At 63.5% G+C, this 22,276-nt stretch carries 22 protein-coding genes; 9 read left to right on the forward strand and 13 right to left on the reverse strand.

The genetic code is table 11. The features are described from left to right. Positions 1–7 precede the first annotated feature (7 nt). Positions 8–1,138: a hypothetical protein gene (locus AC1DZP_RS04635; protein ID WP_477300409.1), complete on the reverse strand. Its 1,131-nt coding sequence runs from the start codon at positions 1,136–1,138 to the stop codon at positions 8–10. A 7-nt stretch (positions 1,139–1,145) separates the two neighbouring features. Continuing rightward, positions 1,146–1,580, reverse strand: a complete 435-nt coding sequence (locus AC1DZP_RS04640) for a DUF4383 domain-containing protein (protein ID WP_095792823.1) — start codon at positions 1,578–1,580, stop codon at positions 1,146–1,148. An 841-nt stretch (positions 1,581–2,421) separates the two neighbouring features. Between AC1DZP_RS04640 and AC1DZP_RS04645 the strand changes: the two genes are divergently transcribed. Beyond that, positions 2,422–3,360 carry a diacylglycerol/lipid kinase family protein gene (locus tag AC1DZP_RS04645; protein WP_477300411.1) on the forward strand — a complete coding sequence of 313 codons (939 nt, stop codon included), beginning with the start codon at positions 2,422–2,424 and terminating at the stop codon, positions 3,358–3,360. Positions 3,361–3,440: 80 nt separating this feature from the next. Here AC1DZP_RS04645 and AC1DZP_RS04650 read toward each other — a convergent pair whose 3' ends face one another. Genes AC1DZP_RS04650 through AC1DZP_RS04660 form a run of 3 tightly spaced genes read right to left on the reverse strand, consistent with a single transcriptional unit; the run spans position 3,441 to position 7,179 of the window. Further along, entirely contained in the window at positions 3,441–4,358 is a 918-nt protein-coding gene (locus AC1DZP_RS04650) for an NAD(P)-dependent oxidoreductase (RefSeq protein WP_477300413.1), read from the reverse strand. Further along, the gene (locus AC1DZP_RS04655; RefSeq protein WP_477300415.1) at positions 4,355–5,566 is read right to left on the reverse strand and encodes a mandelate racemase/muconate lactonizing enzyme family protein; all 1,212 of its coding nucleotides are present in this window, start codon (positions 5,564–5,566) and stop codon (positions 4,355–4,357) included. The genes AC1DZP_RS04650 and AC1DZP_RS04655 overlap by 4 nt, the downstream gene beginning before the upstream one ends. Continuing rightward, on the reverse strand, positions 5,563–7,179 hold the full coding sequence (locus AC1DZP_RS04660) for a GMC family oxidoreductase (protein ID WP_477300417.1): 1,617 nt from the start codon (positions 7,177–7,179) through the stop codon (positions 5,563–5,565). The genes AC1DZP_RS04655 and AC1DZP_RS04660 overlap by 4 nt, the downstream gene beginning before the upstream one ends. A 202-nt stretch (positions 7,180–7,381) precedes the next feature. Here AC1DZP_RS04660 and AC1DZP_RS04665 point away from each other — a divergent pair, with 202 nt between their 5' ends. Further along, a complete protein-coding gene (locus AC1DZP_RS04665; protein WP_477300419.1) occupies positions 7,382–8,323 on the forward strand; it encodes a phosphoribosylaminoimidazolesuccinocarboxamide synthase in 942 nt (313 codons plus the stop codon). Positions 8,324–8,414: 91 nt separating this feature from the next. Continuing rightward, positions 8,415–8,810: an acyl-CoA thioesterase gene (locus AC1DZP_RS04670; protein ID WP_095090906.1), complete on the forward strand. Its 396-nt coding sequence runs from the start codon at positions 8,415–8,417 to the stop codon at positions 8,808–8,810. 257 nt (positions 8,811–9,067) lie between these two features. Here the strand turns inward: AC1DZP_RS04670 and AC1DZP_RS04675 are convergent, their stop codons facing one another. Continuing rightward, positions 9,068–9,436 (reverse strand): winged helix-turn-helix transcriptional regulator, encoded by a 369-nt coding sequence (locus tag AC1DZP_RS04675; RefSeq protein WP_167392347.1) that lies wholly within the window; start codon positions 9,434–9,436, stop codon positions 9,068–9,070. Between the two features lie 89 nt (positions 9,437–9,525). On the opposite strand from AC1DZP_RS04675, the gene AC1DZP_RS04680 reads away from it, so the two are divergent. Beyond that, positions 9,526–10,131, forward strand: a complete 606-nt coding sequence (locus AC1DZP_RS04680; RefSeq protein ID WP_379100766.1) for an NADPH-dependent FMN reductase — start codon at positions 9,526–9,528, stop codon at positions 10,129–10,131. Positions 10,132–10,187: 56 nt separating this feature from the next. Here AC1DZP_RS04680 and AC1DZP_RS04685 read toward each other — a convergent pair whose 3' ends face one another. Further along, on the reverse strand, positions 10,188–10,601 hold the full coding sequence (locus tag AC1DZP_RS04685; protein ID WP_477300421.1) for a winged helix-turn-helix transcriptional regulator: 414 nt from the start codon (positions 10,599–10,601) through the stop codon (positions 10,188–10,190). 97 nt (positions 10,602–10,698) lie between these two features. Between AC1DZP_RS04685 and AC1DZP_RS04690 the strand changes: the two genes are divergently transcribed. Then, positions 10,699–11,679 (forward strand): quinone oxidoreductase family protein, encoded by a 981-nt coding sequence (locus tag AC1DZP_RS04690; protein ID WP_477300423.1) that lies wholly within the window; start codon positions 10,699–10,701, stop codon positions 11,677–11,679. Between the two features lie 42 nt (positions 11,680–11,721). Here the strand turns inward: AC1DZP_RS04690 and AC1DZP_RS04695 are convergent, their stop codons facing one another. Continuing rightward, positions 11,722–13,731 (reverse strand): ABC transporter ATP-binding protein/permease, encoded by a 2,010-nt coding sequence (locus AC1DZP_RS04695; protein ID WP_477300425.1) that lies wholly within the window; start codon positions 13,729–13,731, stop codon positions 11,722–11,724. 424 nt (positions 13,732–14,155) lie between these two features. Between AC1DZP_RS04695 and AC1DZP_RS04700 the strand changes: the two genes are divergently transcribed. The 4 genes from AC1DZP_RS04700 to AC1DZP_RS04715 are packed head-to-tail and all read left to right on the forward strand — an operon-like array spanning position 14,156 to position 17,401. After that, a complete protein-coding gene (locus tag AC1DZP_RS04700; protein ID WP_477300427.1) occupies positions 14,156–14,710 on the forward strand; it encodes a winged helix-turn-helix transcriptional regulator in 555 nt (184 codons plus the stop codon). Then, positions 14,707–15,831 (forward strand): HlyD family secretion protein, encoded by a 1,125-nt coding sequence (locus AC1DZP_RS04705; protein ID WP_477300428.1) that lies wholly within the window; start codon positions 14,707–14,709, stop codon positions 15,829–15,831. Before AC1DZP_RS04700 ends, AC1DZP_RS04705 begins: the two co-directional genes overlap by 4 nt. 7 nt (positions 15,832–15,838) lie before the next feature. Continuing rightward, the gene (locus AC1DZP_RS04710; protein ID WP_477300430.1) at positions 15,839–16,015 is read left to right on the forward strand and encodes a hypothetical protein; all 177 of its coding nucleotides are present in this window, start codon (positions 15,839–15,841) and stop codon (positions 16,013–16,015) included. A 3-nt stretch (positions 16,016–16,018) separates the two neighbouring features. Continuing rightward, on the forward strand, positions 16,019–17,401 hold the full coding sequence (locus tag AC1DZP_RS04715) for a DHA2 family efflux MFS transporter permease subunit (protein ID WP_477300432.1): 1,383 nt from the start codon (positions 16,019–16,021) through the stop codon (positions 17,399–17,401). Between the two features lie 55 nt (positions 17,402–17,456). Here AC1DZP_RS04715 and AC1DZP_RS04720 read toward each other — a convergent pair whose 3' ends face one another. From AC1DZP_RS04720 to AC1DZP_RS04740, 5 genes are all read right to left on the reverse strand, one after another. Further along, positions 17,457–18,767: a hemolysin family protein gene (locus tag AC1DZP_RS04720; RefSeq protein WP_477300434.1), complete on the reverse strand. Its 1,311-nt coding sequence runs from the start codon at positions 18,765–18,767 to the stop codon at positions 17,457–17,459. 157 nt (positions 18,768–18,924) lie between these two features. Then, the gene (locus AC1DZP_RS04725) at positions 18,925–19,632 is read right to left on the reverse strand and encodes an LssY C-terminal domain-containing protein (RefSeq protein WP_477300436.1); all 708 of its coding nucleotides are present in this window, start codon (positions 19,630–19,632) and stop codon (positions 18,925–18,927) included. Between the two features lie 85 nt (positions 19,633–19,717). Continuing rightward, the gene (locus AC1DZP_RS04730) at positions 19,718–20,524 is read right to left on the reverse strand and encodes an extensin-like domain-containing protein (RefSeq protein WP_477300438.1); all 807 of its coding nucleotides are present in this window, start codon (positions 20,522–20,524) and stop codon (positions 19,718–19,720) included. 117 nt (positions 20,525–20,641) lie between these two features. Next, the gene (locus tag AC1DZP_RS04735) at positions 20,642–21,673 is read right to left on the reverse strand and encodes an extensin-like domain-containing protein (protein ID WP_477300440.1); all 1,032 of its coding nucleotides are present in this window, start codon (positions 21,671–21,673) and stop codon (positions 20,642–20,644) included. Positions 21,674–21,850: 177 nt separating this feature from the next. Beyond that, entirely contained in the window at positions 21,851–22,276 is a 426-nt protein-coding gene (locus AC1DZP_RS04740; RefSeq protein WP_477300442.1) for a DUF3775 domain-containing protein, read from the reverse strand.

Here is a 22,276-nt window from a genome sequence, read left to right on the forward strand (position 1 = left end):
TATCGTTTCAATAATCATAGACGTGTTCGAGCTTTGCACCTGACTTGATCAGAGCCGGCAGCACGAGATGCAATTTGCGCACGGCGACGGTCAGCCCGGTGCGGCGCGTCGCCGGGTCTGCCGGCAGCGGATAGCTGAACAGGATGCGGATGCCATCGGGGACAGCGATCGAGTCGGTCGAAAGCACGGTGACCATGATCTCGTCATTGCCGCCGATTTCGACGAAGGAGACGCCCTTGTCGATCAGGCGCGGAATCATGTCGGAAAAGACCTGGTAGCGCTTGGTGACGACTACGGCGCCGTCGGCGCCGTAGTCGCGCTCCAGCAAGGTATCGGGCTCGTTGCGCGTCGCTTCGCCGACCGGCCCTTTGGCCCAGACATGGATGTCGAGGAAGGCTGGTGGGGATGTGGCTGCGAGTGCCTGCTTGATCAGGTCGGCGTAGCCCTGCTTGATGGTGTCGGCAAGGCCGAAGGCAAGCTTGCGTTCGCTGGTGCGGATGGAACTGTCGCCTGGCGCCGGCTGCACGGCAAACAGGCCGGCGCGCTTCTGCGCATAGGGAAATTGATACCACGGCACCTGGTCGAGGAAAGCGGCATAGTCGGCCGCCACCTTGGCCTGATAGATGTCGGCGGCGGTGCGCTTGCCGGCGGTCGCCTCGGTTACGCGACCGACCGTGTTCTCATAGGCCCATTGCAGGATGTGTTCGATGCTGTGGCTGGTGCCGATGATGACCAGCATCTGGTGGTTGGCGAAGTTGAAATTGTAGGCAGAGCTGGCGCGGATCACCATGGCGTAGTCCTGCCAGAAGCGACCGACATAGGACCAATAGGGAAAGCCGCTCGGCTGGTTCTTGTCGACGAAGCCGGCATACTCGCGCGCGGCGTAGACGATCGCCCATTCCGGGTAGGTGAGGAAGGTCGATTCCTCCGGCCGCTGATAGCCGGGGATTTCGGCGCGAACCTTGTCGGCCAGCGCCTTGGGCGGCGCGCCGTCGGCAATGCCGGGCAGCGGCGCCTTGTCGAGTGACGACGTCGTCAGGAAGCCATAGCTCAGCCCGACGACCGGGATCAGGACGACGATGACGATCAGCCACAGGATCGTCTTGACGATGCGCTTCAGCCAGCGAAACAGGAACATTGCCGGATCAGGCCGTGGCGAAGTGGTCGTGTATGCGCTTCGACAGCCAGAAGCCGACATAGACGGCGAAGCCGCCAATGACGATGTGCGGCAGGTTGGCGAAGAAGCGGGCCGGGAATTCGATATCGTTGAGGGAGCGGAAGCCGTTGATGAAGATGCCGGCATCGAGGCAGCCGGAACCGGTGATCAGGCCGAGCACGCCATCGAACAGATAGACCGACCCGAACAGCTTGAAATAGAACACCGCCTGGCGATGCGAGATGAAGGCGGCGGCCAGCGCCCAGACGCCGGAGAAGGCGTGCAGCAGGTCGTCGTACCATTGCAGCGAGAACAGGCCAAACAGATTGCCGTTGGCATCGTTGAACGCCGGTATGTAGCCGATGGCGACGACGGCGAAGAACAGGAAAGCATAGGCAACGGCAAGCTTCTGGATCAACGTCATGAAGTATCCCCCTTCAGGGAGCCCATTCGCTAACGCCACTCTGCCGGACGCCTGACGCGGCTTCCTGTGCTTCCGATGCTCACGGACCCAAATGTCCGCTGCGCTTCGGTTCTCGAAACCCACGCCATGCGCCTCTGCAGAGCGCGTTATCAAACGGACTCCGACGACGCCGAACGTTAGCTGATTTCAGCGCCGGCTGCAGCCATATCCGGAAACAGCGTAAAAATTGTAGGGGATAGCCAAAGCGACAGTCGGCGCCGGGATCTCTCCCAGCGCCTCCCTGTCAGATCAGGACACGGTCGCGGCAGCAACTTCCGTAAAGTCGTCGCGCCATGCCGGCCTTGATTTTGACGGTCCTGCCAGCCCGCCACCCGAGAGCAGCGCCCGTTCGGGACCACGCCGGTCTCGGCCCTTGCGGGCTTTGCCCTGCGCACCATCGAAGGTTTTTGCCGTCCTTCATGGCAGCATCGGTCCGCCGTCGGCGTTGGCACGCTTTCCGCGGCCCCGTAGGTCTCGGCATCCGTCCCTCCAACAGGCAAGCCTGCTCTCGCTCAGGGCCGTACGGGCCTCAGGAAATCCGCCTTTCACTTCGCCTTTCGGCTGGGCGATCGGTAGCCGCCTGAGATGGGTTCAATGTACGCCGGGTAAGTGGTGGGCGACACTGCGGCAAGCCTGTGGATAGCGGGATTATCGGGGATCAAGCAGGACAACGGATTTTCCGGTCCGCCATGACGGGCGGCAGCAGTGGACATTCGCCCTTGCCCTGTCGGCGGGCGCGGGTTTCAATGCCGGCAAGGATTCGAGGCGCCGGGCGCCTTGATGTCCTTGCGGGAGGGTGTGCTTGAAAGTCGGAGTGGTCCTCAATCCGATTGCCGGCGGCGGCCGGTTGAAACGGCATTGGCCAGAGGTCGCCGCGTCGCTGAAAAAGCATTTCGGCGAATTCGAGCTGCGTGAGACGCAGGCCGAAGGTGACGCCGAAAGACTGGCGCTCGATCTCGCAGCAAACGGTTTCGACCTGGTGATCGCGGCCGGCGGTGACGGCACTGCCAGCGAGGTGGCCGACGGGCTGCTGCAGGCGTCCAAGGAAGGCCGCAGGACAACCGAGCTTGGCCTCTTGCCGTGCGGGACCGGCATCGATTTCGCGCGCGGGCTCGGCCTGCCGCGCGAGGTTGATGCGGTGCTGAAGCGGCTCGCCGAGACCAAGCCTCGGAAAGTCGATGCCGGGCGCATTTGCTACATCGACGACCATGGCGCGCTGGCCAGCCGGCATTTCATCAACATCGCCAGCCTCGGCCTGTCGGGCGCCACCGACCGCGCCGTCAACGCCGACAAGCGCAAGGGCAAGATGTMGGCCAAGACGCTGTTCCTGTGGCGCACCGTGGTCGAATTCATCCGCTACCGCTTCCAGCATGTCAGGATCACGGTCGACGACGGCACGCCGGTCGAGGCGCGCATGGCGCTGGTGGCGGTCGCCAACGGCAAGTTCTTCGGCGGTGGCATGATGATCGCGCCGGATGCTGAACTGGCCGACGGGCAGTTCGACATCGTCATCCTGCGCGCCGCCGGCAAGCTGAAGCTGATCTGGGATATCCGGCTGCTCTATGGCGGCCGGCACCGCAACCATCCCGCGATCACCATCCTGCGCGGCCGGAAAGTGGTGGTCGAGCCACTCGGCGATGTCGAGACGAACGGCGCGATGGTCGACATCGATGGCGAGTCGCCAGGACGCATACCGGCGACCTTCGAGATCCTGCCCGGCGCGCTGACGCTCAGATATTGAATCAAGTCGTTAACAGATCGATTCAGGTGAGTCCGGAGATGGGTCCAACCAACTGAAATCGCTTGATTTCTTGCCTGGTGTCAGACTTCGAGCTTGGCTGGAAAACCGGGAGCGCGCAGGTCAGTGCCGACAGCATCTTCCAGCAATTTGACGATCTGGGTCGACCACGCGGCGCCGCCATAGGCTTGCCTGCCTTGCTCAAAAATCGCGTTGACGCGCGATGCCAGCTCGAGCGGCACGCCAGACTGTTCGCCCATGGCGAGCGCGAAGCCGAGATCCTTCAGAGCCAGGTCCATGGTGAAGCCGATGTCGTAGGAGCCGTTGAGAATGAGCTGGCTTTCGGTCTCATGGACGAAGCTGTTGCCGGAGGAGGCGACGATGGCGTGGTAGGATTGGGCGAGGTCGAGCCCGCCTTGCTTGGCCAGCATCAAGGCCTCGCCGGCGGCGACGAGATGGATAAAGGCGAGCATGTTGGTGATCACCTTGATCACCGCCGCTGAGCCGACCGGACCCATCAGGAACGACTTCGCGCACATCGCTTCGATGGCCGGGCGATGGCGGGCATAGAGTGCCGCGTCGCCACCGACCAGTGCGGTGACTTTTCCGATCGCCGCCAGATGCACGCCGCCGGTGACCGGGCATTCCAACATCTCAATGCCCTTGGCCGAGGCGAGCGCGGCCAGACGCACGATCTCGTCGCGGCCGTTGGTCGACATCTCGATCCAGGTGCCGCCTTCGGGCAGGCCCTCGAGCAAGCCGCCTGGACCGGCCAACACCGCTTCGCTGACTTTGGGCGAGGGCAGGCAGGTTACGGCATTGCCGCCTCGCGCGGCGGCCTCGGCGGGACTGTTGGCGGCGGTGGCGCCGAGCTTGACGAGGCGCTCGACAGCAGCGGGCTCGCGGTCGAAGACGGTGACCGCAAAACCGTTGCGGATCAGGCTGGCGGCAAGATTGCCGCCGAGATGGCCAAGGCCGATGAAGGCGTAGCTTTCGCTCACGGCATTAACGGCGTCTGCATCATCTGCAGATGCAGTTCCTTGCCGGTGTAGGGATGCGCGTCGCAGACTGCTTCGTTGAGTTCGACACCGAGGCCGGGCTCCTTCGACGGGATGACATTGCCGTCCTGCCACTCGATCTTCTTCGTGAGCAGCGTCGCGTGGAACCCATCCCACTGCTTCAGCGATTCCAGGATGAGGAAGTTGGGCAGCGTTACCGCCAGCTGGATGTTGGCAGCACCGACGATCGGCCCGCAATAGCAGTGCGGGGCGACCTGGATGTGGTAGGCCTCGGCCATGGCGGCGATCTTCTTGGTTTCGAGGATGCCGCCGGAGCGGCCAAGGTCGGGCTGCAGGATGGTCGCGGCGCGGTTCTCGATGACGCGGGCGAATTCGAACTTGGTCGTCAGCCGTTCGCCGGTGGCGATCGGGATCGACGTGCCTCGCGCCACCTGCGCCATCACTTCAGGCATGTCGGGCGGCACCGGCTCCTCGAACCACAGCGGGTCATAGGGTTCGATGGCGCGGGCCAGGCGCAGCGCGCCGGAGGCGGTGAACTGGCCATGGGTGCCGAACAGGATGTCGGCGCGGGTGCCAACCGCCTCGCGGATCGCCTTGATCATACGCGCCGATAGATCGATGTCGACGAGGCGCGGCTGGTGACCATCGAAGGCGGTGTAAGGGCCGGCCGGGTCGAGCTTGACGGCATTGAAGCCCTGCTCGACATATTCGAGCGCGCAGGCGGCGGCGAGATCGGGGTCGTTGTAGACGTTCTTGCCGCGTGCATCCTCGGAGTGGACGCTGCCGGTGTGCGGGTAGAGATAGGTGTAGGAGCGCAGCGTCTCGTGCACCTGGCCGCCGAGCAATTTGTAGACCGGCTTGTTGGCTTCCTTGCCGACAATGTCCCAGCAGGCCATTTCGAGCGCCGAGAAGCAGCCCATGCCGGACACATCCGGGCGCTGGGTGAAGCCGGAGGAATAGGCGCGGCGGAAGAAGTTCTCGATGTCGTGCGGATCGCGGCCGATCAAATAGCGCTCGGCCATGTCCTCGACCATCTTCGCCGTGACATGGGCGGAGAAGGTGGCGTTGTAAGCCTCACCATAGCCGACGACACCGCCATCGGTGGTCAGCTTGACGAAGATGAAATACTTGCCGCCGATGCCGGGCGGCGGGTTGCCGACAACCCAGGTCTTGACGTCGGTGATTTTCATTTTTGGTCCTCCAGAACCAGTTCGGCGCCCTTCCAACCGGTCATGATCGAGGCGGCGTTGGTGTTGCCGGTGATGTTGTCGGGAAAGATCGAGGCGTCGATGACGCGCAAGCCCTCGATACCGTGCACCTTGAGGCGCGGATCGACCACGGCGCGCGTGGGATCGGGACCCATGCGGCAGGTCGACACCGGGTGATAGACGGTGCCCGAGCGCTTCCGGAAATCCTGGATCAGATCGGTGTCGGAAGTGATCGACGGCCCCGGCAGGACCTCTTCCTCGATGATCTCGGCCATTGCCGGCATCGAGGCGATCTTGCGCACGAACTTCACCGCGTCGAGCATCTCGGCGACGTCGGCCTCGGTCGAATACGCATTGGCCGATATCCTGGGATAGTCGCGCGGATTGCTGGATCGGATCATGATCTCGCCACGGCTCGACGGGCGGCAATTGGACAGGCCGATGGAGAAGCCGGGCCACGGGTCGGGCGTCAGGATCGGACGCTCGCCGCTTTTGGGAATGACGGTCGAGAAGGCCTGGAAATAGAGCTGCATGTTGGGGCGGGTCGCCGCCGGGTCGGTGCGGAAGAAGCCGCCGGCATTGTTCATCGACAGCGACAGCGGCCCGGACCGCGTCAGGATGTATTGCATGCCGACCAGGAGCTTGCCCCACCACGGACGCAGTGTCTGGTTGAGCGTCGGCAGCCTGCCCTTGAAGGTGTAGTTGATGCCGACATGGTCCTGCAGATGCGCGCCGACATTCTCGTTGGCGTGGACGACGGCGATGCCAAGCCCCTTGAGCAGCGCCGAGGGGCCGACGCCGGACAGCTGCAGCAATTGCGGCGAGTTGACCGAGCCGCCCGACAGGATGACCTCACGCCCGGCACGCGCCGTCTTCGTCTCGCCGTTCTGCAGATATTCGACGCCGACGGCGCGCTTGCCTTCGAACAGCACCCGGGTCGCCAGCGCGTTCATCTCGACGCGGACGTTGGCGCGCTTCATCGCCGGGCGCAGGAAGGCACGCGCCGCCGACATGCGCCGGCCGTTCCTGGTCGAGATCTGGTAGACGCCGACGCCTTCCTGGGCAGCACCGTTGAAATCCGGGTTGAGCGGCAGACCGGCCTGCTGGCCGGCGGCGAGATAGCGCTTGGTCAGCGGGTGGACCGCGTCCGAACAATCGGTGACATGCAGCGGGCCGCCGACCCCGCGCCATGCGTCGGCGCCGGCCTGATTGTCCTCCAGCGCCTTGAAGGCGGGCAAGATATCGTCATAGCCCCAGCCTGGGTTGCCGGCGGCTGCCCAGGCATCGAAATCCTCGCGCGCGCCCCGGATCCAGACCATGGCATTGATCGAGCTCGAGCCGCCAAGCAGCTTGCCGCGCGGCCAGTGGTCGGCGTTGCCCGCCAGGCCGGGGTCCGGCTCGGCCTTGTAGTTCCAGTTCACCGCCGGATCGAAGAAGGTCTTGCCGTAGCCGAGCGGCATCTGCACGTAGAAGCGGCGGTCGGTGCCGCCGGCTTCCAGCACCAGCACGGAAAAGCGTCCGGAGGCCGACAGTTTGTCGGCCAGGACCGAGCCGGCCGAGCCGGAGCCGACGATGATGAAGTCATAGGTCTGCATGATTGGTGGGCGGCTCCGGAAATCTGGCCACAGCCTAGACGCGACGGGTCGGCCGCGTCGCCGCGCCTTCCGGCATCGGTTGTGAAAAAAGCGACCGCGATGCCGGGTCGAGTTGCGGGGAATCCCGACAATCGCGCTTGATATGCATGGGGTCGACAGCTTATGCGATGATATCAGCCGATCTGCGGAAGGCAGGAATCATATGCGCACCTTGCCTGATGCTTTCATTCCCGAATTGCCGGGCCACTACAGCGGCAAGGTCCGCGAAAACTACGACCTGCCGGACGGCAGGCGCATCATCATCGCCACCGACCGTCTCAGTGCCTTCGACACCATCCTGACCTCGATCCCGTTCAAGGGGGAGATCCTCACCCAGACGGCGCGGTACTGGTTCGAGGAAACCGCCGATATCTGCCCGAACCATGTTCTCGAACACCCCGACCCAAACGTCGTCGTCGGCACAAGGCTGGACATCCTGCCGGTCGAGATCGTCGTGCGTGGCTATCTGGCGGGAACCACCAGCACCTCGATCCTGACAAGGTACCGGCGCGGTGACCGGGACATGTATGGAATGACCCTGCCGGACGGCCTGCGCGACAATGAAAAACTGGCCGAGCCGATCATCACGCCGACCAGCAAGGCCCTGCACGGTGGCCATGACGAGCCGTTGTCCAAGGCCGAGATCCTTGACCAGGGCCTTCTCACCCAGGCGCAGTGGGATACCGTGTCGGGCTATGCCTTGCGGCTGTTCGCCCGTGGACAGCAGCGCGCCGCTGAACGCGGCCTCATCCTCGCCGATACGAAATACGAATTCGGCACCGACAAGAACGGGACCATAATCCTTGCCGACGAAATCCACACGCCGGACAGCAGCCGGTACTGGATCGCCAGGGGCTATGAGGAAGCCCTCGCCAGCGGCAGCCGGCCGGAGAGTTTCGACAAGGATTTCATCCGGTCGTGGGTCTCGGCAAGGTGCGATCCTTACAGCGACCCTATACCTGAGATACCCGACGAGATCGTCGAGCAGGCATCGCGGGTCTATGCGCAGGCTTACGAGGCGATCACCGGCAGGGGATTCTCTCCCGACCTGTCTGGGCATAGCGTCCTGGATCGCATTCGCTCGAACCTCGAGCGTTACTTCTAGCGGCCAAGCGAGACTTCGGTGGGTGGCGCGTTGACCTCTCGACGCCATGACGCTACGGGATCGAGGGCATTGACCTCGAAGGATTTCCCCCATGGTGCACTACGCTGAAGGACGGCCGCTCGGCGATCTGACGCTGCGCACGCTGGCCATGCCTTCGGACGCCAATGCGGCCGGCGACATCTTCGGCGGCTGGGTGATGGCGCAGATGGACCTTGCCTGCGGCATCCGTGCTGCCGAGCGCGCCAAGGGCCGCGTGGTGACGGCGGCGGTGAAGGAGATGTCGTTCGCCAAGCCGATGAAGATCGGCGACACGCTGTGCATCTACACCCATGTCGAGCGTGTCGGCCGCACCTCGATGACGCTCAAGGTCGAAGCCTGGGCGCAGCGCTATCTCTCAGACCTGATGGAGAAGGTCACCCATGCCGATTTCGTCATGGTGGCGCTGGATGGCGAGGGCAAGCCAAAGGCGGTTCCGGCGGAAGCCTGACCGGGGGCTTCGGCGCACAGCCATGCCGCGGTGAACACGCGGCAGATGCGAAACGGGCCGCGCGCACGGTCTGTTGATGAACGAAGACAATCAGTCAACGATTGCTGAACGCCGCGCTGGCAGGTACCGCCGCGGCTTTGTCCTTGTCCGCTGACGGTGTTCGTCTGAAAGCCAGACCCGAAATCGGTCAACAGCCGCCGACGGAATGCAATGTCGCTAGCGCAGCCATCGGCGAAAACCATTGCAAGACAAAGGCTTCAGGCATGCGTCGCGTCGAATTTCTCACGTGCTGCCCGCACGCGCGTGGTGTTGACGCGCGCCCATTCACCGAGTGCGCTGACCGGGATCAGCAACTCATGGCCGAGTTCTGTCAGCTCGTAATCGACGCGTGGCGGAATGGTCGGGAACACCGTGCGGGTGACGAAGCCGTCTCGCTCCAATCCGCGCAAGGTGGTGGTCAGCATCTTCTGCGAGATGCCGCCGACAGCAGCGCGTAACTCATTGAATCGCAACGGTCCTTGGCCGAGCTTTCCGACCACGAGAACGGTCCATTTATCGCCGACGCGCTGCAGGATTTCCGAAACGGCGCGGCAATCTTCAGTGTTGAGCGGGTTCCTCAGTAACAAAAAGGTGCCTCCTTGCGCCGCGAGTTGACAGTATCTCATATAGCGCCGGTATCCAAACGATACCAGCTTTACTTGCAAGGAAGAGCCCCATGTCAAAACCCAAGATCGCCATCATTGTCGGTTCCACGCGCGCCGCGCGCTTCGCCGACGTACCAACCCAGTGGATCGCCAAGATCGCCAAATCGCATGCCGATATCGACGTCGAGATCGTCGATCTGCGCGACTTCCCGCTGCCGTTCTTCGACGAGGTCGCATCCTCCGCCTGGGCACCGTCGCAGAATGAAGTGGCGAAGCGCTGGCAGAAGAAGGTCGCCGAATTCGACGGCTTCATCTTCACCGCCGCCGAATACAATCATGGTCCGACGGCCGTGCTGAAGAACGCCATCGACTACGCTGCCAACGAATGGAACAAGAAGCCGGCCGGCTTCGTCGGCTATGGCAGTGTCGGCGGCTCCCGCGCCGTCGAGCAACTGCGCCTTCATGCGGTCGAATTGCAGATGGCGCCGGTCAAGTCAGCCGTCCATATCGCTTGGGGCGACTTCCTCGCCGTCCGCCAGGGCGAGAAGAAGCTCGAAGAGCTCGAGCACCTGAACCAGGCCGCCACGGCGCTGGTCAACGACGTCGCGTGGTGGGCCAAGGTGCTGAAGGCAGCACGTCAGGCCGACGCCGTCGCCGAAGAAGTCAAGGCGGCCTGACCGCCGGTTCGAATTGTCCTCCCAAGGATCCGGGGCGGCGCTAGCGCCGCCCTTTTTCAATTGTGGGAGGCGTGCGTCTCCAGCGCCGGCCTTGGGCGGATGATGCAATCGGCGAGGCGATCCTTTTCGTTCAGCTCGTCGGCGTGGTGCTGGCCCCATTGGCAGAGCGCCAGCAGGATCGGCTCGAGGCTGAGGCCGAGACTTGTCGCGGAATATTCTACGCGTGAAGGCACTTCGGCAAAGATCTCGCGGCTGACGAGGCCGTGCTCATCCATTTCGCGCAGCTGCTGGATCAGCACCTTCTGGGTGATGCCGGGCATCATCGCTTTCAGCACCGACAGTCGTCGCGGGCCGTCGAAGAGATGGTAGAGGATGACCGCCTTCCAGCGCCCAGCGATCACTTTCAGGGCGCGTTCCGCCGGCAGCATCGGCAATCGCTTGATGGGCAGTCTCTTGCCTGGATTGGCCATGGTCACCTCGTGGTCAGCAGGGGACAAATGAGTGTGTAGTCGAGGCTGCGCAGATAGTGGCAAACCGTGGCCGATGCCATAGCGATCGGAGTTTGCCATGAAAGCCATTCAACTCAGCCGCTTCGGCGGTCCCGACGTGCTGGAGGCGGTCGACCTGCCGTCGCCAGTGCCGCAGGCCGGCGAGGTGCTGATCCGCGTCCATGCCGCCGGGATAAATTTCTTCGAAGTGCTGATGCGCAGGGATGGCTACGCGGTGACGCCGCAACTGCCGATGATCCTTGGGGTCGAGGCCGCGGGCTTCGTCGAGGCTGTTGGACACGGGGTGGATGCGTCGCTGCTGGGAGCCCGTGTCGCCGCGCCCTTGTTCGTTTCAAAGCATCCTCACAGCGGTTATGCGGAGGAGGTGACGATCGACGCCGATCTCGTCGTACCGCTGCCGAACGCCCTGTCGTTCGAGGATGCCACGGCGTTGATGGTACAGGGGCTGACGGCCCTTCACCTGCTGCGGCAAAGCCCGCCCGGCGGCAAGTCGGTGCTGGTGCCGGCCGCTTCGGGTGGCGTCGGTTCGCTGCTTGTCCAACTGGCCAGGCTAAAGGGCGCACGCAAGGTGATCGCGGCCGCCGGCGGCAAGACCAAGCTTGATCTCGCTCTGTCGCTCGGCGCCGATGCCGCCGTCGACTATCTCAAGCCGGATTGGCTTGTTCAACTCCGTGACATCACGGACGGGCAGGGCGCCGATGTCATCTACGACACGGTCGGCGGCGCACTGACGGCTGCGTTGCTGCAGGCTCTGGCACCCGGCGGCGAACTGGTGTTCGCCGCACTTGGCCGCTACACGCTTGCGGCTTCCGACCTGGAGGCGATGATCGGCCGCAACCAGTCTTTGAGAGGTTTCGCGCTGCTGCCGCTGCTGTCCACGGACGTACTGAAAGCCAGCCTGTCCGAGCTGTTCCAACTGGCGGCAAGCGGTCGGCTCCAGGTTGCGATCGGCGGCCGCTTCCCGCTCGACCAGGCTGGCGAAGCGCACCGCTTGCTGGACGAGCGCCGCTCGACGGGGAAGGTGGTGCTGATCCCCTAGTTTTGGTCGATCAATCGCCTGCAGAGACCGCTTTACCCATGGTCACGCTGCCTTTCGGCCAGAGCCCCACAAGGCGCGCCCGATCAAGTTGCGTCTGCCCTTGCGTGGGACAAGATCGACATCGCTGACGAGCTTTGCGCCGCCCTCGCGCCGCTCCAATGTGATCTTGCGGCTATGGAACGCTTCCAGCTCGGCGCGATGCGCCACGCTTATGATGGTGACCTTCGGCAATTCTTGGATGAGCACCTCCATCATCTTGCCCTGGCTCTTCTCATCGAGCGCCGCGGTTGCTTCATCCAGCACGATGATGTCGGGGCTGTGCAGCAGGAGACGCGCGAAGGCGAGCCGCTGCTTTTCGCCACCCGACAAGGTCTGGTCCCATGGCGCGTCGTCCTCGATCCTGTCGGCGAGATAGGCGAGGCCCACCCTATCAAGTGCAGCCTTGATTTCCTTAATCGTCCAGTTGTCGGCGGCGGCGGGATAGGCGACGGCGCGGCGAAGCGTGCCTGAGGGGATGTAGGGTCGTTGCGGTAACATGAACAACCGTCTGTCGGCGTGGAAATTGACGCTGCCGCCACCCCATGGCCACAGGCCCGCGACGGCCCGCACCAGCGTGCTCTTGCCTGAACCAGATTCGCCGGCCACCAGCACCCGCTCGCCTGGTTCGATCACGACCTTGGTTTCCTTGACCACGGACGTGCCGTCGTCGAGCGTCACGGAGAGATTGTCGATGCTGAGCATCGCACCGTCTTCGGTTTCGCCGCGCTGGATGCGTCCCAGGGCGTCGCTCTGCTCGGCGCGCTCGAGCCCATCGAGCGACATCATCAGCGAGGCGATGCGCCTTGCCGAGGCGTTCCAGTCGGCGAGACGGGGGTAGTTGTCGACCAGCCATCCGAACGCGCCCTGCACGATGGCAAAGGCGGAGGCTGCCTGCATGACCTGTCCAAGTGTCATGCTGCCTTCGAGAAACTTTGGAGCGCAAAGCAAAACCGGCACGACCGGCGCAAACAGGCTCGACCCCTGCGACACCAGTGCGGTGCGCATGTGCTGGCCCGTGAGGAGCGCCCATTGTCTGAGCACATGGGCGAACCTCTTGTCGATGCCGCTGCGCTCCTCCTCCTCGCCGCCGAGCAATGCGATACTCTCGCCGTTCTCGCGCACGCGCGTCAGCGTGTAGCGGAATTCGGCTTCCGCCTGGTTCTTTTCCTCGGAGAGGTGGACGAAATGGCGGCCAATCACCGCCATCGAAGTAGACGTGATCGCGGCATAGATGATCGCCGTGATAACGAGGAAGCCGGGAACCGTGATGGTCGACCCCGAGACTGTGAAGCTCAGGGCCCCGCCGATCGTCCACAGCACCACGATGAAGGTCGAGGCCGACAGAAACGCGTTGATGACACCGGCGGTGAAGTCGACCGGGGATTCGGTGGCAATCCGCAAATCCTCCGAAACGCGGGCTTCAGGGTTCTGGTGGTCGCCGCCGACGAGGTTCAACTGATAGTAGCGGCCGTTGGCAAGCCAGCGCGCGATGACCGCGGTGGTGAGCCAGGAACGCCAGCGGCGCTGAATCGTCATGCGAAGAAAGACTTGCGTAACAACAAGGCTTCCGCTTCCGAGCACCAGCGGCACGAAAACGGCGCTCAGGAAGTACACGGTGTGGGCGTCGCGTTGCTCAAGGGCGTCGAAAATCGCCCGGTTCCAGCGATTGATCCCATACTGGAAGCCGACGTTCACGCATATCAGGATCAACAGCCCGATCGTGAACGGCCAGGCGAGCCTGTCACCGCCGCTGCCCCAGTAACCGCGCGCGCTGATCCAGAAGCGCTTCAACAAGTATTTCTTGCGCGCCAGCTCGGCCTCCTCGGGCGTCAGTTCCGGATCGGGTTCGATGACATCGGGCGGCGGCGCGGCCTGGCCGTTGACCTCGGGCGCGGCATGCCCGTCGGCCTTGGGCGCGGCTTCGACGGTCGATGCCTTTTCCTGGCGCGACTTTTCAGCTCCGCGTGGTTTGGCACCGTTGACAGATTTCGGCTTGGATTTGACCCCGGACATAGGCCGACAACGGCTTAAAAATCAAAAGGTTTCATGGATGTCAGCGCTTCTCGACAATTATCAGCGCGGCTTGGCAGGCGGGTGGCGAGGAACTTGTCGATGAAACGCACGCGGGCCGGCATGGGGCCGGCCCGCCGCGGCCATTCACGCTACCTCCGGGATGTGACGCGGGCCGGCAAGCATGCCGAGGCTAAGGCCTTTGGTCGAGCACATGACCCAATCATTTTGACGTGACGTCGTCGCGATCCGTATCCAGGGTGTGGCGCACGGCGCCGCCGTCCATCCGATGGGCGGAATCGACGTCTTGGTGTTTTAGCCGATCTCCGTTGAAAACCTTGTTCCAGCCCTCGATCCTCACAAGTCACTTGCATAATGCAATCCACTAGGCTATGAGTCACTTTCATTTTGAAAGAGACCAGCGACAATGGTTGCCAAAACAAGCTTCGAAACCCGCCCATGCCCCATCGCGCGCAGCCTCGACGATGTGGGTGAGTGGTGGAGCATTCTTCTGCTGCGGGATGCGTTCCAGGGCCTGACGCGCTTCGACCAGTTTCAGAAGAGCCTGGAGATTGCGCCAAACATCCTGACGCGGCGGCTGAACAGCCTGGTCGAGCGCGGCCTGTTCGAGAAACGCGTCTACTGCGAACGGCCGCTTCGCCATGAATATGTGCTGACCTCCAAGGCGCGCGATTTCCGCCCGGTCCTGCTTTCCTTGCTCGCTTGGGGCAACAAGCATCTGGCGCCCGAGGGCCCCAGCCTCGTCGTTGTGGACAAGGCTGACGGGCGCTGGGCCGAGCCGGTGCTGGTCGATCGCCAGACCGGCAAGGAACTCGACAGCGAGGACTTCGCCATGGCAACGGCACCCAAGGCCACCGATCGCATGCGGCGGCGATATCGCTTCAGCAGCGAAGGCTCAGGCCTTCCGCTGGTCGACAACGCGTTGCTTCAGCACAGCCAGGAAGAGGGGCGCGGCAGATGAACAAGGTTCTCTCGCCGGCCGAATTGCAGCCATCGGTCGCCCAAAATCTCACGCCTGCCATTTCCGTTGCCGCCACTCCCATGCCCGCCACGAAGCGTCGCAGGCCGCTGCTGATGTTGGCAGGCCTTGTCGTGATCGGCGTCGCCGGCTGGTACGGCGTCCAGTGGTGGCAGGCCGGCCGCTTTCTCGTCTCGACCGATGACGCCTATGTCGGCGGCAACGTCACGCCGCTGGCGCCACGGGTCGCCGGTCATATCGACCAGATACTTGTCGAGGACAACCAGCATGTCGAGGCGGGTCAGCTCGTGATCCGCATCGACGACCGGTCCTTCAAGGCGACGCTGGAGCATGCGCAGGCATCGGTCCAGCAGCAGCAGTCGGCTCTCGACAACCTTCATGCCCAAATCTCGCTGCAGAATTCGGTGATCGAGCAGGCCGAGGCCGATCTCGAGGCCAAGAGCGCGGCCGCCGTTTTCACCGCTCAGGACGCGAAGCGCTATGAAGTGCTGGCCAGCACCAGCGCCGGTTCGCAGCAGGACGCCGAGAGAAGCTTTGCCGCCGATGGCCAGGCCAAGGCGTCGGTCGCCGCCTCTCGGGCGGGACTTGCGGCGGCGAAGCAACAGCTCGACGTCCTCAACACCCAGATCTCGGAAGCAACCGCCGCGGTCGCGGCAGCCAAGGCCGATGTCGACACCGCGCAGCTCGATCTCGGCTTCACCGAAATCCGCTCGCCCATCGATGGCATCATCGGCAACAGGCTGGCGCAGGTCGGCACTTATGTTTCACCCGGCAGCTATCTTCTGACGATCGTTCCGGCATCGGGGCTGTGGGTCGACGCCAATTTCAAGGAAGACCAGCTGCGCCACATGGCCGACGGGCAAGCGGCGACGGTCTATACCGACATTGCACCCGACGAGCCGCTCAGAGGTCACGTCACCGCCCTGGGGCCGGCAACCGGGGCCATCTTCAGTGTGATCCCGCCGCAGAACGCGACCGGCAATTTCACCAAGATCGTCCAGCGTGTTCCCGTCAGGATCACGATCGACCAGGACCAGGCGCAGAAAGTTGCGCTCAGGCCGGGTCTGTCGACCGCCGTGACGGTCGACACCGCGTCGGACTGAGAACGCCATGTCAGAGCGTGCCGTCCCGCAGTCCTTCTTCGCGAGCATCCTGCCGTTCATGGTGATGTGCGTGGGGATGTTCATCGCGCTTCTCGACATCCAGATCGTCGCGTCCTCGCTCCAGGATATCGGCGGCGGCCTGTCGGCTGCCCAGGATCAGATCGGCTGGGTGCAGACATCCTAGCTGATGGCTGAAATCATCGTGATCCCGCTGTCGGGCTGGCTCACGCGCGTGTTCTCGACCCGGTGGCTTTTCACCATCTCGGCGGCCGGCTTCACCCTGGCAAGCATGCTTTGCGGATTGGCCTGGAACATTGAAAGCATGATCGCTTTCCGCGCACTGCAGGGGCTGCTCGGCGCGTCGATGATCCCGACGGTCTTCACCTCGTCGTTCCACTATTTCCAGGGTCCGAGGCGTGTCTATGCGGCCGCGGTGGTTGGCAGCATCGCTTCGATCGCGCCGACGCTCGGCCCTGTCATCGGCGGCTGGATCACCGATACGCTGAGCTGGCATTGGCTGTTCTATGTCAACGTCATTCCCGGCACCATCATCACCATCCTCGTTGCCGTCCTGGTCAAGATCGACGAACCCGATCCGTCCCTTTTGAAGGGCGCCGACTACATCGGCATCGTCTTGATGGCGGTCAGCCTGGGCACACTTGAATATGTTCTCGAGGAAGGCTCGCGCTGGAACTGGTTCGATGATGCGACAATTCGCAATGGCGCCATCCTCGCCGGGGTCACCGGGGTTCTGTTCGTCGTCCGCAGCCTGACCTATTCGCAGCCGGTGGTCGATTTCCGTGCCTTCGGCAACCGCAATTTCGCGATCGGCTGTTTCCTCTCGTTCATAACCGGTGTCGGCATCTTTGCCACGATCTTCCTGACGCCGCTGTTTCTCGGTTACGTGCGCGGCTACGACGCCCTGCAGACCGGGCTGGCGGTCTTTTCCACCGGCGTTGCTTCGATGGTCGGCGTCCCGGTCTACATCTTCCTCGCCAAGCGCTTCGACACGCGCTGGCTGATGATGTTCGGGCTTGCCTCCTTTGGTGCGTCGATGTGGAGTTTTAGCGCGATCACCAGCGAATGGGGCGCCGCGCAGCTGCTTCTGCCGCAAATCTTTCGTGGCTTCCCGCAGGTCTTCGCGGTCGCGCCGAGCGTCAATCTCGGCCTTGGCAGCCTGCCGCCCGAACGGCTGAAATATGCCAGTGGCCTGTTCAACACGATGCGCAATCTCGGCGGCGCGGTCGGCATCGCCGTTTGCGGCGCGATCCTGAACGACCGCACCAACTTCCATTTCCTGATGATCGCATCGCACCTGACGCCACAGAATGAGGCGGCCATGCGCCTGGTCGACGGCGTCGCGCAACGCTATGGCCAGATCCCGGGCGCAGTGGCCGACGGTCACACTGCTTCGCTGAAACAGCTGTGGCAGCTGGCTTATCGCGAGGCATCCACAATGGCTTACGCGGATGCGTTCCTGGTGATCATGGTCGCGTTCGTCATCGCGACGGCTCTCGTACCGTTCCTGCGCAACGTCACGCCTAAGGCGCCGCCTCCGGACGCACATTGAGGCGGGATCAAAGCGACGATCGAACGAATCAGACAGGGAGCCGGAAGGCCATTCGTTAGCGCACGGCTTCTCGGTGCGAGCCGGGCAGGCGGGTTGCGATCAGCTTGTCGATGCGGCGGCCGTCGAGATCGACCACCTCGAAGCGCCAGCCCTGCGCGTCGACGCATTCGCCGGTCGTCGGCAGATGGTGCATGTGCGCCAGCACGTAGCCGGCGACGGTCTCGTAGTCGCGGTTTTCCGGCAGGTCGAAGCCCAGAATCTCGGCCATTTCGTCGGCCTGCATGTAGCCGGCGAGCAGCCATGAGCCGTCCTCGCGCTTGACGGCATTCTCCTCGTCGCCGGCATCGATGTCCGCCCTGAAGACGCCGGTGATGGCTTCGAGAATATCGGCCGGGGTGACGATGCCTTCGAAGTGGCCGTACTCGTCATGCACCAGCGCCATCGGCACGTCGGATTCCTTGAGCTTCTGCAACACGTCCAGCGCGTCGGCCTGGTCATAGACGATGGGGGCGGCGCGCGCATGCCTGCGCGGGTCGAGCACATGGCCGGCAAGCAGCGCGGCGAGCACGTCGCGCGTCTGGACGACGCCGACCATGACGTCGACGCCACCGTCGCCCGCAGGCAGGCGCGAATGCTGGGTCTCCATCAAAAGCTTGCGGATGGTGCTCTCGTCGGACTGCAGATTGATCCAGTCGACCTCGGTGCGCGGCGTCATCACAGCGCGTACGGCGCGGTCGCCAAGCCGCATGACGCCTGCGATCATGCGCCGCTCGTCGGATTCGATGGTGCCATGGTGCTCGGCCTCGGCGACCAGCATCTTGATCTCCTCGTCGGTGACCTTCTCCTCGCTTTCGCCGCGCTGGCCGAGCAGCCACAATATGGCGCGGCCGGAAATGTCGAGCAGGAAGACCAGAGGAGCCGAGACGGTGGCGAGGATGGTCATTGCCGGGGCCGCCCGCGCGGCCACGCGCTCGGGATCGCGCAAGGCGATCTGCTTGGGCACCAGCTCGCCAACGATCAGCGAGAAATAGGTGATGACGGCGACGACGATGCCGACCCCGACCGGATCGGCGACGTTTTCGCGCATGCCGGTCGAGGCCAGGAAGGTGGCCAGCCGGTCGCCCAGCGTGGCGCCGGAAAACGCGCCGGAGAGAACGCCGACCAAAGTGATGCCGATCTGCACCGAGGACAGGAACTTGCCGGGATTGGAGCCAAGTTCAAGAGCCCGGCCGGCGCCGTTGACGCCGCGGTCGATCATCGCCTTGAGCCTGGCCGGGCGCGACGAGACGATGGCGAGCTCGGACATAGACAAAAGGCCGTTCACACAGATGAGGACGACCACGATAGCGATTTCGACGTATAGCATGAGCGGTCAATAGCATTGCGGCGCGGCTTTCGAAAATAGTCCGCCAAGATTTTTAGAAGATGACAATGACAGCTCTCAACCGATGTCGTCTGCGGCATCGGGGTCACGGCCAATTTTCAGGTCGATCCCGGACCATCTGGTCTCAGAACACATGATCTCACGGCAGTTGCTTCAACACGCCGACAACGGCCTCGCCGTCGGTGAAATAGAGATCGCCGCCGCCATTGCGCCCGCTGTTGGTGGCGCCGATGCCGGCCATGTCTCTGGTCGAGATCAGCATGCCGGCGGTGGCCAGATCGCGCATCAGGAAATTGCGTTCGGCATCGATGTCGGGGCCAATGTGATGGGTGATGGCGCCGGTATCGTGGCTCAGCCCCACGCCGCGATCGAAGCTGGCCGAACCGAGCCACAGCGGCCGGCCGTCGTCGCCGCTCGCGCCTGTCTGCCAGAGGCGGACATGATGACGCCGGTCGGGGCTGGCTCCCACCGGCTTTTCGAACGCAAGATCCTGGGCTCGGCCGTCGAACAGCAGCCGGCTGACCGGCGCATCGGGATAGGGATGGTCGAAGAGCACGCTTTCACCGATCTCGATCGCGGTCGTCAAGGTCACGGCGTCGGCAGTGTCCCAGCCGGCGATGGCGAAGGCATGGACCACTTCCTTCTTGGTGCCGACAAGGCCGACATTGATCGGATCACCCGGAATGCCCTGCGGCGTGTGCGTCACCATCTCGAAGCGCTGAGTGCGAAAGCCGCGATCCCGGAATGTCCAGAATTCCGGCGCGGCGAAATAGGCGAGCGCCAGATAGGCGGCCAGGAAGGCCGCCACCCAGATTGCAATGCGTCGCCGAAAACTTCGCTGGCTCATCACCGTCGCCCGAACGTTCCGGCATCACTCTATGCGATGTCGTGTTTCGCCGGCAAAGGGCGTCGACATGCTGTTGTCCGACGCTCTAGCGGCAGGCGCGATAACCGTTCCTGCGGTTCTTGATGTCGAAGTGGAAGTGGTTGCGGTGGTCGTAATTGTAGCCGGGGCCGAGCACGGTGGTGAAATACTGGCAGCCGTCGGCGCGCACATTGTTGAGGAAACCGCGGGTGCGGAAGGCGAACAGGCCGGGCTTGCGCACGTCGATGTCGTCGCCATTGTTGAGTTCGATGCTCATCACATCGAGCGCATTGCCCTTACCGTGCTCTGACAGCACACCTTCGCCGGCAATGTTGCGGCAGGAATAACTGGAACCCTGGTGGATGGTCTTGACGCCGGAGAAATAGCGCCAGCGGGCGGAGGGAACGAGTTCGTTCTTCGTCCAGCCCGCGAAGGTCGCGGCCATGTCGCAGGTCAGCGTGGCGGCAGGCTTCATCTGGATGCTGCCTATGGCAGTGACCTTGACCGGATAATCGATGCCGCATTGACCTTCATGGATCGGCGCCAGGTCGGTGTAGGCGACATCGAGGCGCTTCAACTGCTGGCGGCAGTCGGTTTCGCTGGCCGGCATCTGCTCGACCGGCGACATCGGCTCATCCATGCGCGGATAGGCGGCGCTCGTCATATACGGATTGGACGGAACAAGCTTCTGCATGCCCGTGTATTGCGGCACGGCAGCGGTCTGCGAGCCGACATCGACGGCCGGTTCAAGTGACAGCACGCTGCCGGTGTTGCAGGCCGAAACCGCCGCGAGGGCAAGGCCGGCGGCGACCATCGCAGCATGTTTCGATTGGCGCGCGGCGGTGGAAAACACGACGCGAAATTTGCCGGCCATTGGCGGAAATCCCATTCACGGATATCCGGCATTTTAACGATCAAGGGTAAAGGAAAACTCAGCGCCCGTGTTCATGCCTGCGGCCGAATTGCGGCATGCAGTGTCGGCCCACCAGGCTCACTGGCAGAAGGTGCCACCATGCCGGCGCGGTTCGAGATCAAGATGGAAATGCAAGGCATGGTCGGGGTCGGCGCCTGGTCCGAGCACGGTCTTGAACGGTCCGCAGGCGGCCTTGCGCACGGCGTTGAGGAATTTCGCGTCCTTTTCCGGCGGCGCCGGGCCGACTTCGATCTTCTTGCCGTCCGACAGCGTGAAGCTGGCGATGTCGAGCGCGTTGCCGAAGGCGTGTTCCGACAGTTTTCTCGTGCCGTGGCGCGGCCGGCAGACAAAGGCCGATGCCTGGCCGATCGATTGCAGATCCGCGCCGAATTCGGCTTTCGCCGCCGGCTGGATGACGTCAGCGGCGAAACGCGCCGCAGCTTCGGCCATCGGGCAATTGAGCTCGGTGCCGGGGCCGATGGCGATCGACTTGCCGATTGTCTTCAGCACGATCGGGTAGGGGATCGAGCAGCCGATGTCGGGATTGCGTTCTGCCTTGTGTTCCTCGAACTCGACACCGAGCGTCTTCAGCCGCTCGCGGCAAGAGACTTCCTCGTCGGGCATCTTGTCGTCGGGGAGATCGGCCGAGCGCGGGTCGGGCAGCATTTTCTCGTCGCCCGCATCCGCCGGCTTTTGCGGCGGCTGCGGGGCGACGGCCGGAGGCTCAACCTCGGGCTCCACGGTCCCAGGCTTTGGTGGTGGCGTCGGCGCCACGGAAGGCGGCTCCGGTTCGTTTTCCGTATCGGCCAATGGTTCGGGGCGGGGCGGCTTTTTTTGATGCGACTTTTCTTCATTGAGCCGGTCAACCGCTCCGCCGGTCTTTGGAGCTTGCGTCTTCAGCTCGTCCTTCTTTGAAACGTCGGCCTTCTGCGCGTCTGGGGGACGTGGCTCCGGCACCGGAACCTCGGCTGGTGATGCCAGCGGATCCTGCGTTTTCTGCTGTATCTGTGTCGGGCCCGGCGTGACGTGCTGAGAGCCCCGCCGTTTCAGCCGATGCTTGCCCCGCGGTTCCAGCGGTTGGTCGGCCCGCAGCGACATCGGCTGCTCCACCTGGGGCTTGTGGTGCCGATGGCGATGTCTGGCGTCGGCGGGCGCAACAAGCACAGCCGCGATGGCTACGACCAGTGCAATCCTGCAGGTTTGGGAAAAGACAATCGACCCCATGGCCGTCAACGGCGCGGACGCAAGGAGGTTGCCTTGGCCCCATCACGAACGGTAACCACGATGTTACGCGCCGATCGCTTCCAGCCCTTCCTCCAGCCAGTCGGCAAGCAGCGGCATGCCGAGCAGGTACTTTGCCGTGCGTTTGTTGGCGCGTTCGCGCGCCGCGGCAAGCGCATCCGCCCATTCGGTGCCATCGTAGTCGCCGCGACCGATCCAGGCCAAGGCGATGAGTTCGGCTGCCTCATCGACATTGAGGTCGTTGATCAACTCACGCAGTTCTTCCTCGGTGAGGTTTTCGGAACTTTCCTCGGCGAGGCCGTCATGATGGTGGTTGGCATGGGCCTCGCCGTCGAGTTCGACCTCATGCTCGGCGCCACCGGCATAGTCTTCATTGACGGCCGCACTCAATGCCTTGGCCTTGAGGATGAACAGGCGCACGGAGTCGGGGCCGATCGAAAGCTCCCAATCCTTTTCAAGGCGCCGCTGCAC

Source organism: Mesorhizobium sp. P2_F8 (genome assembly GCF_056403655.1).